Origin of the sequence: Aeromicrobium sp. (assembly GCF_014378035.1) — a bacterium.
Classification (GTDB): Bacteria; Actinomycetota; Actinomycetes; order Propionibacteriales; family Nocardioidaceae; genus Aeromicrobium.
On the sequence record NZ_JACMOM010000019.1, the window covers coordinates 1 to 7,770 of the forward strand.

Annotated in this window: 7 protein-coding genes; 3 read left to right on the forward strand and 4 right to left on the reverse strand. The window is 66.9% G+C overall.

Annotated elements, in window-relative coordinates; genetic code table 11:
* The 3 genes from H7290_RS01160 to H7290_RS01170 all read right to left on the reverse strand — a co-directional run.
* Positions 1 to 873 (reverse strand): AAA family ATPase (locus H7290_RS01160; RefSeq protein WP_290512183.1); only part of this gene is annotated, 873 nt, incomplete at its 3' end.
* A 106-nt stretch (positions 874 to 979) separates the two neighbouring features.
* On the reverse strand, positions 980 to 1,870 hold the full coding sequence (locus H7290_RS01165; RefSeq protein WP_290512184.1) for a tRNA (adenine-N1)-methyltransferase: 891 nt from the start codon (positions 1,868 to 1,870) through the stop codon (positions 980 to 982).
* Complete coding sequence (locus H7290_RS01170) at positions 1,867 to 2,811, reverse strand: M50 family metallopeptidase (RefSeq protein ID WP_290512185.1); 945 nt, start codon at positions 2,809 to 2,811, stop codon at positions 1,867 to 1,869. The genes H7290_RS01165 and H7290_RS01170 overlap by 4 nt, the downstream gene beginning before the upstream one ends.
* A gap of 65 nt (positions 2,812 to 2,876) precedes the next feature.
* Between H7290_RS01170 and H7290_RS01175 the strand changes: the two genes are divergently transcribed.
* Positions 2,877 to 3,728 (forward strand): PD-(D/E)XK nuclease family protein, encoded by an 852-nt coding sequence (locus H7290_RS01175; protein WP_290512186.1) that lies wholly within the window; start codon positions 2,877 to 2,879, stop codon positions 3,726 to 3,728.
* Between the two features lie 43 nt (positions 3,729 to 3,771).
* Here the strand turns inward: H7290_RS01175 and H7290_RS01180 are convergent, their stop codons facing one another.
* Positions 3,772 to 4,413, reverse strand: coding sequence for an HAD family phosphatase (locus H7290_RS01180; protein ID WP_290512187.1), 642 nt, complete (start codon positions 4,411 to 4,413; stop codon positions 3,772 to 3,774).
* 62 nt (positions 4,414 to 4,475) lie between these two features.
* Here H7290_RS01180 and H7290_RS01185 point away from each other — a divergent pair, with 62 nt between their 5' ends.
* Both H7290_RS01185 and metH read left to right on the forward strand, forming a co-directional pair.
* Positions 4,476 to 4,634 (forward strand): hypothetical protein, encoded by a 159-nt coding sequence (locus tag H7290_RS01185; protein ID WP_290512188.1) that lies wholly within the window; start codon positions 4,476 to 4,478, stop codon positions 4,632 to 4,634.
* Positions 4,635 to 4,799: 165 nt separating this feature from the next.
* Positions 4,800 to 7,770 (forward strand): methionine synthase (gene metH / locus H7290_RS01190; RefSeq protein WP_366927582.1); only part of this gene is annotated, 2,971 nt, incomplete at its 3' end.

Here is a 7,770-nt window from a genome sequence, read left to right on the forward strand (position 1 = left end):
CTCGCCGGTGCGCTCGGAGACCTTCTTGGCCAACGATGCCGCGACCGCCTTGGCGATCATGGTCTTGCCGCAACCGGGAGGCCCGTAGAGCAGCACGCCCTTGGGCGGCTTGAGCTCGTGCTCGATGAAGATCTCGGGGTGCAGGTACGGCAGCTCGACGGCGTCGCGGATCGACTCGATCTGGTTGCGCAGGCCGCCGATGCTCTCGTAGTCGATGTCAGGGACTTCTTCGAGGACGAGATCCTCGACCTCGCTCTTGGGGATGCGTTCGTAGACGTAGCCGGAGCGGGAGTCCAGCAGCAGCGAGTCGCCGGGGCGCAGCTTGATGCCGGCGAGCGACTCGGCGAGACGCACGATGCGCTCTTCGTCGGCGTTGCCCATCACGAGGGCACGTTCGCCGTCCTCGAGCACCTCCTTGAAGGAGACGACCTCGCCGATCTCCTCGAAGTCCAGAGCCGTCACGACATTCATGGCCTCGTTGAGGATGACTTCCTGACCCTTGCGCAGCGCGTCCTTGTCGACCGCGGGGCTGACGTTGACACGCAGCTTGCGGCCGCCGGTGAAGACGTCGACCGACTCGTCGTCGTTGCGCTGCAGGAACGTGCCGAACCCTGTGGGCGGCTGTGCGAGACGGTCGACCTCCTCCTTGAGGGAGACGATCTGGTCGCGTGCCTCACGCAGCGTGCCGGTGAGCCGCTCGTTCTGGGAGCTGGTCGCCGAGAGCTTCGCCTCGAGCTCGGTCAGGCGCGAGTCGGTCGACCGCTCGGTGCCGAGTCGGCGGCGGAGGTGCTCGACCTCGGCGCGCAGGTAGGCCATCTCCTGGTCGGAACCGCCAGCATGACCGCCGGTCCGGGTGGGCTCGTTGTCACTCATGGCAACCTCCTGCTCGTCCCTTTGACCCTACCTGTCCGCGGGAGGGAGCGCCTTGTCATCTCAGACACACCCGAGGTGTCATTTGTATGACCTGCCTCGCGACCGCTCAGTCGGCGTCGAGCCCGGCGGGACGCGGACCCTTGTAGTCGGGCCCGTAGGCACCGGGAGCGGGGCGCCTCGACTTCTCGAGCGAACGCTGGCCCGGCGCCATGCGTCGGGCAGTGACGAGGAACGCCGTGTGACCGATCATCTTGTGGTCGGGGCGCACGGACAGGCCTTCGAGGTGCCAGTCGCGCTGCATCGTCTCCCACGCGTGGGGCTCAGTGAATCCGCCGTCCTGCCTCACGGTCTCGACGAACAGCGACAGCTGGGTCGTCGTCGCGACGTACGCACACACGATGCCGCCGGGCACGAGCCGTTCGGCGGCCATCGGGATGCAGGTCCAGGGGTCGACCATGTCGAGGATCAGGCGGTCGATCTCGGTCTCGGTGATGACCTGGCGGACGTCGCCCACCGTGAGAGTCCAACCCGGCACGTCGGGCCCGGCCACCTGGCCGACGTTGCGGATGACGTCCTCGGCGAAGTCCTCGCGGATCTCGTACGACCCGAGCGTTCCCTCGGGGCCGATCGCGCGCAGCAGGTAGGAGGTCAGGCTGCCCGAACCGGCGCCCGCCTCGACGACCCGTGCTCCGGGGTAGATGTCGGCCATCGTGACGATCTGACCAGCATCCTTGGGGTAGATGATCGCCGCGCCACGGGGCATCGAGACGACGTACTCGAACAGCAACGGGCGGAACACCTGGTAGTCGGCGCCCATCGACGACTCGATCACGATGCCTTCGGGGTGCCCCAGCATGTCGTCGTGGCTGATCTGGCCCTTCTTGGTCGAGAAGGCCTTGCCCTCCTCGAGCTTCACATTGTGCTTGCGCCCCTTGGGGTCGGTGAGGCGCACCCACTCCCCCGGCTGCAGTGGTCCGCTGCGCATCTGGCTGTTCATCGGCGACTCTCTCGGTAGGCATCGTCGACGGCTTGGGAGCTGAGGACCCCGTAGATGCTGCCGTCGGGTTCGGTCAGGACGTAGACGTCTGCTGGTCGTGCGGCCATGGCGCGCAGCAGCTCGGCGCCCTGCAGGCTCGCGGGGAGGCTGGCAGCGCCGTCGGGTGCCGGCGCGCCAGCGAGGGCGATGTCGCGGGCGACCAGCATGTTGATGCGTGAGCTGCGGCTGGCGTTGCGCAGCGCGTCGCTGGCCCCCTGCCAGAGGAACCACGCGATGAGGGCGGCGACGAGGAGGTCGATGGAGAGCTGTCGGCCACCTTCGTAGCGGACGAAGACCAGCACGACCACACCAACAGCAGCCACTCGACCGAGCCAGGCCGCGATGCGGATGCCGATCTCCTCACCGCCGGTGACCTGCCAGATGATGGCGCGGAAGACCCGTCCGCCGTCGAGCGGCAGTCCGGGGAGCATGTTGAAGATGGCCAAGATGATGTTGACGTAGGCGGTCGAATAGATGATCGACGACATCGTGCCGGTCGTGTGCGACTCGGCGAGGAATCCGGCCATCCCGATCGCGAGCGACGCGAGAGGTCCGGAGCCTGCGGTGGCGAGCTCCTGCCACGGTGTGCGGCTCTCGCCCTCGATGGCCGTCTCGCCGCCCAGGAGGTTCAGGGTGACCGAATGGACCCGCATGCGGAACGCGCGGGCCACGACGACGTGCGCAAGCTCGTGGACCAGCACCGAGATGTAAAGGGCGACGACGAAAGCCGTGGCGAGCACGTAGGGGTTGCTGTCGGTGCGGTCCTCGAACCGGGGAGCGAGCACCGAGACGAGCACGACCGCCAGGACCAGCAGTGAGGGTTTGATCAACACATCGACATTCGCGACACGACCGATGCGCCAGGTGCCGGCTGGGGCGGCAGGACGGGGCGATGAGCTCACCGAGTCAACCTATCGGGTCGTGTGCGGCTGCACGTCGTGTCCGTCGGCCGAACTACTGTGCAGGCATGGATGAGGCAGGCACGGGCCCCGACACCGCAGTCGCACCGCTGACGTACCGGCGATCGCTATCGCCCAGCCGGGCCGGAGACTTCCAGACCTGTCCCCTGCTCTACCGCTTCCGCACCATCGACAAGCTGCCTGAGCCCGCCGATCCGGTCATGGTCAGGGGCACGCTCGTGCATGCCGTGCTCGAGGACCTCTTCGGCGAGGCGGCACCGGGCCGGACACTCGACCGCGCCGTCGAGCTGCTGCCGGCGGAGTGGGAGAAGCTGCGCACCGACGAACCGCGGCTCGCCGACCTGTTCTCGGCCGACCGGGCCGCCGACGAGACCGCGTGGCTGGCGTCGTGCGTCGAGCTGCTCGGCACCTACTTCGGCATGGAGGACCCACGCTGGGTCGAGCCCGCCTCCCGCGAAGAGCGGGTCTCCTACGAGCTGCCGTCGGGTGTCACCTTCGGCGGCATCGTCGACCGGCTCGACATCGCTCCCGACGGTCGGATCAGGGTCGTCGACTACAAGACGGGCAAGTCGCCTCACCCACGGTACGAAGACAAGGCGATGTTCCAGATGCGTTTCTACGCGCTGGTCATCTGGCGCACCCGCGGTGTGCTGCCGACGTTGCTGCAGCTCATGTACCTCGGCGATGGCTCGTTCCTGACCTACGAGCCCGACGAGCAAGAGCTGATCGCCACCGAGCGCAAGCTGTTGGCGCTCTGGGGTGCCATCGAGCGCGCCATCGAGCTGCGCGACTTCCCGCCACGCAAGAGCGGGTTGTGTGGCTGGTGCGCCCACCAGGCGCGATGCCCCGAGTTCGGTGGAACGCCTCCTGAGCTGCCGCTGCTGCAGCTGGCGACCTAGGCGACCCTGCTGCTGGCTCCGTGGTCGCGGTGCTTGCCCGACCTCAGCGGAAGAGGGCGTGGAGGTCGGCGGGGGTCATGCCCTCGAGCGTCGGGCGTTGAACCCGGCGCGGTGCGTCGGGCACGTTGACGAAGTGGGGCACCACCAGCACGTCGCAACCGGCCGCGTTCGCCGACGTCGCACCGGTGCCTGAGTCCTCGATCGCCAGACAGTCGGCCGCATCGACACCCAGCATCTCGGCGGCGAGGAGGTACGGATCGGGGTGGGGCTTGGGCCGCGGCACGGAGTCGCCGGTGACCACCGCGGCGAACGGCAGCGTGGCCGCGACTGGTGCGGCGATCGACGCGTACGACATTGTCACGAGAGCCTGCGGCACGCCATCGCTGTCGAGCTGCTTGATGAGCTCGCGGGCGCCAGGGCGCCAGTCGATGTGTGTTGACAACGCCTGCGTGAGCCGGTTGACCAGGAAGTTGACGACCTCTTCGGCGGAGATGTCGATCTCGAGGCGGTTGCGGATGTACTCGCCAGACGCGATCAACGAGTTGCCGACAAGGGCGAGGCCGTCCTCCTCGGTCCAGGACTTGCCGTGAAGAGAGGCAAGAGCATGCTCAGCCTCCATCCAGAGGGGCTCGGTGTCGACGATGGTGCCGTCGAGATCCCACAGCACAGCCGCGAAGTCGGTCACCCGCCAACCGTAGAGCAGCCGATCTGTGCGCGAACCAGGAGGCAGGAGGTCAGACTTTGCCGATGACCCGATCTGCGTCTGCCTCTGTGACGGCGCTCAGACGCCTGAGCCTGATGCTGGCTCTCGCCGTCCTGGCCAACACCTGGGCCAGACGGCCACTGCGTCCCGTGGTGTCCACGACAGCGGACGATTCGATCTCTGCCTTGCCGCTCGTGAGATAGTGAGATAACAGTTCGGGTGCTCCCGAGGCCTAGGCGAGCCCGCCGCCGGCTGGAGCACCCCAGCACTCCTGCCGACCGCACCACCAAGGACTGCCTGTGTCTGACACGCTGAACCTCCGCCCCGCCGCCACCGACGTCCTCACCGCGACTCTGCAGAGTCGGATCATGGTGCTGGACGGCGCGATGGGCACGGCGATACAGCGCGACCGGCCCGACGAGGCCGGCTACCGCGGAGAGCGGTTCGCCGACTGGCCCAGCGACGTGCAGGGCAACAACGACCTGCTCACCCTGACCCAGCCCGACATCATCGCCGACATCCATCGCGAGTACCTCGAGGCCGGCGCCGACCTGATCGAGACCAACACCTTCAACGCGACGTCCATCTCGCTCAGCGACTACGGCATGGAAGACCTCGCCTACGAGCTCAACCTGGAGTCGGCACGCCTGGCGAGGCGTGAGTGCGACGCCATCACCGAGCGCACGCCTGACAAGCCGCGCTACGTCGTCGGAGCCATCGGACCCACGAGCCGGACAGCGTCGATCTCTCCCGACGTCAACGACCCGGGCGCTCGCAACATCACCTTCGACCAGCTGGTCGAGGCCTACCTCGAGCAGGCCAACGGCCTGGTCGACGGTGGTTCCGACCTGCTGATGGTCGAGACGATTTTCGACACGCTCAACGCCAAGGCCGCGATATTCGCGCTCGAGACCCTCTGCGAGGAGCGCGCGCGTCGCTGGCCCGTCATCATCTCCGGCACGATCACTGATGCCTCCGGACGCACGCTGTCCGGCCAGGTCACGGAGGCTTTCTGGCACTCGGTGCGTCACGTCAACCCGTTGCTGGTCGGCCTCAACTGCGCCCTCGGAGCCAAGGAGATGCGCCCCTACATCGCGGAGTTCTCACGCATCGCCGACACCTTCGTGTCCTGCTATCCCAACGCAGGCCTGCCCAACGCCTTCGGCGAGTACGACGAAGCTCCCGACGAGACAGCGTCGATCGTCGCAGAGTTCGCCGAGAGCGGTTTCGTCAACCTGGTCGGCGGTTGCTGCGGCACCACCCCGGCCCACATCGCGTCCATCGCTCGTGATGTTGCCGACAAGACCCCCCGCGTGCCCGTCCAGACGAACCCCGCGCTCCGGCTCTCGGGGCTCGAGCCGGTCACCGTGGTGGAAGAGACGCTGTTCGTCAACGTCGGTGAGCGCACCAACATCACCGGCTCGGCGCGTTTCCGCAACCTGATCAAGGCTGGCGACTACACTGCCGCCCTCGCGGTGGCCCGACAGCAGGTCGAGGCCGGCGCGCAGGTCATCGACATCAACATGGACGAGGGCATGATCGACGGCATCGAGGCGATGGATCGCTTCGCGAAGCTTGTCGCCACCGAGCCTGACATCTGCCGGGTACCCACCATGATCGACTCCTCCAAGTGGGACGTCATCGAGGCCGGGCTCAAGTGCGTACAGGGAAAGTCGATCGTCAACTCGATCTCCATGAAGGAGGGCGAGGAGAAGTTCGTCCGCGAGGCTCGGCTGTGCCGCAAGTACGGTGCAGCCATCGTCGTGATGGCGTTCGACGAGGAGGGCCAGGCGGACAACCTCGAGCGCCGCAAGGAGATCTGCAGCCGCGCCTATCGCATCCTCACCGAGGAGGTCGGCTTCCCGGCCGAGGACATCATCTTCGACCCCAACTGCTTCGCCGTGGCCACGGGCATCGAAGAGCACGCCAACTACGGTCTCGACTACATCGAGGCGACGCGCTGGATCAAGGCGAACCTCCCCGGCGCCCTCGTGTCGGGCGGTGTCTCCAACGTGTCGTTCTCGTTCCGTGGCAACAACCCGGTGCGCGAAGCCATCCACGCGGTGTTTCTTTATCACGCGATCTCGGCCGGCATGGACATGGGAATCGTCAACGCCGGAGCGCTCGAGGTCTACGACGAGGTTCCCGACCTGCTTCGCGACCGCATCGAGGATGTCATCCTCAACCGTCGCACCGACTCCACCGAGCGCCTGCTCGAGATCGCTGCCGACTTCGCCGGTGACGGCAGCGTCAAGGAGGTGGCCACCGAGGAGTGGCGCGCCCTTCCGGTCGGTGAACGCATCACGCATGCGCTGGTGAAGGGCATCGACGAGTTCGCTGAGTCCGACACCGAAGGGCTTCGCGCCGAGATCAGTGCTCGCGGCGGACGTCCCATCGAGGTCATCGAAGGCCCGCTGATGGACGGGATGAACGTGGTCGGCGACCTGTTCGGCGAGGGCAAGATGTTTCTGCCGCAAGTCGTCAAGTCGGCACGGGTCATGAAGAAGGCCGTTGCCTACCTGATCCCTTACATCGAGGCTGAGAAGCAGCCCGGCGACGCCGAGCGCAGCAACGGCAAGGTCGTGATGGCGACGGTCAAGGGCGACGTCCACGATATCGGCAAGAACATCGTCGGGGTGGTGCTCCAGTGCAACGGCTACGAGGTGATCGACCTGGGGGTGATGGTGCCGTGGTCGAAGATCCTCGAGACCGCGATCGCCGAAGACGCCGACATCATCGGGCTGTCGGGCCTGATCACCCCCAGCCTCGACGAGATGGTCACCGTCGCCGAAGAAATGAAGCGCGCGGCGTTCACGATTCCGCTGCTGATCGGCGGGGCGACCACCAGCAAGGTCCACACCGCGCTGCGGATCGATCCGGCTTACGATGGGCCGGTGATTTACGTGCTCGACGCCAGTCGCGCGGTCGGGGTCGCCTCGCAGCTGCTGTCCGATACCCAGGCCGAAGGCTTCATCGCCGCCACCGCCAAGGACTACCAGCACGTCCGCGATCTGCGCGCGGGCAAGGAACAGTCGATCCTGCTCAGCCTGGCCGACGCGCGAGCCAACGGTTTCACCGCGGATATGAGCGAAAAGGCACCGCCGCCCGAGCAGCCGGGGCTGCACGCGTTTCCCGAGTGGGACCTCGCCGATCTGGTCGAGGTATTCGACTGGACCCCGTTCTTCCGCGCATGGGAACTGGCGGGAACATACCCGGCGATCCTCTCCGATCCGGTGGTCGGCGAAAGCGCGCGCGGGCTGGTCGCCGATGCGGAGGCGGTGCTCGACACGATCGTCGCCGAGAAGTTGCTGGCCGCCAAAGCTGTCGCCGGGTTCTGGC

Coding starts and splice junctions, on each gene's coding strand:
- H7290_RS01165 (WP_290512184.1), bottom strand. CDS start 1,870: ATGAACAGCCAGATGCGCAGCGGACCACTGCAGCCGGGGGAGTGGGTG.
- H7290_RS01175 (WP_290512186.1), top strand. CDS start 2,877: ATGGATGAGGCAGGCACGGGCCCCGACACCGCAGTCGCACCGCTGACG.
- H7290_RS01185 (WP_290512188.1), top strand. CDS start 4,476: ATGACCCGATCTGCGTCTGCCTCTGTGACGGCGCTCAGACGCCTGAGC.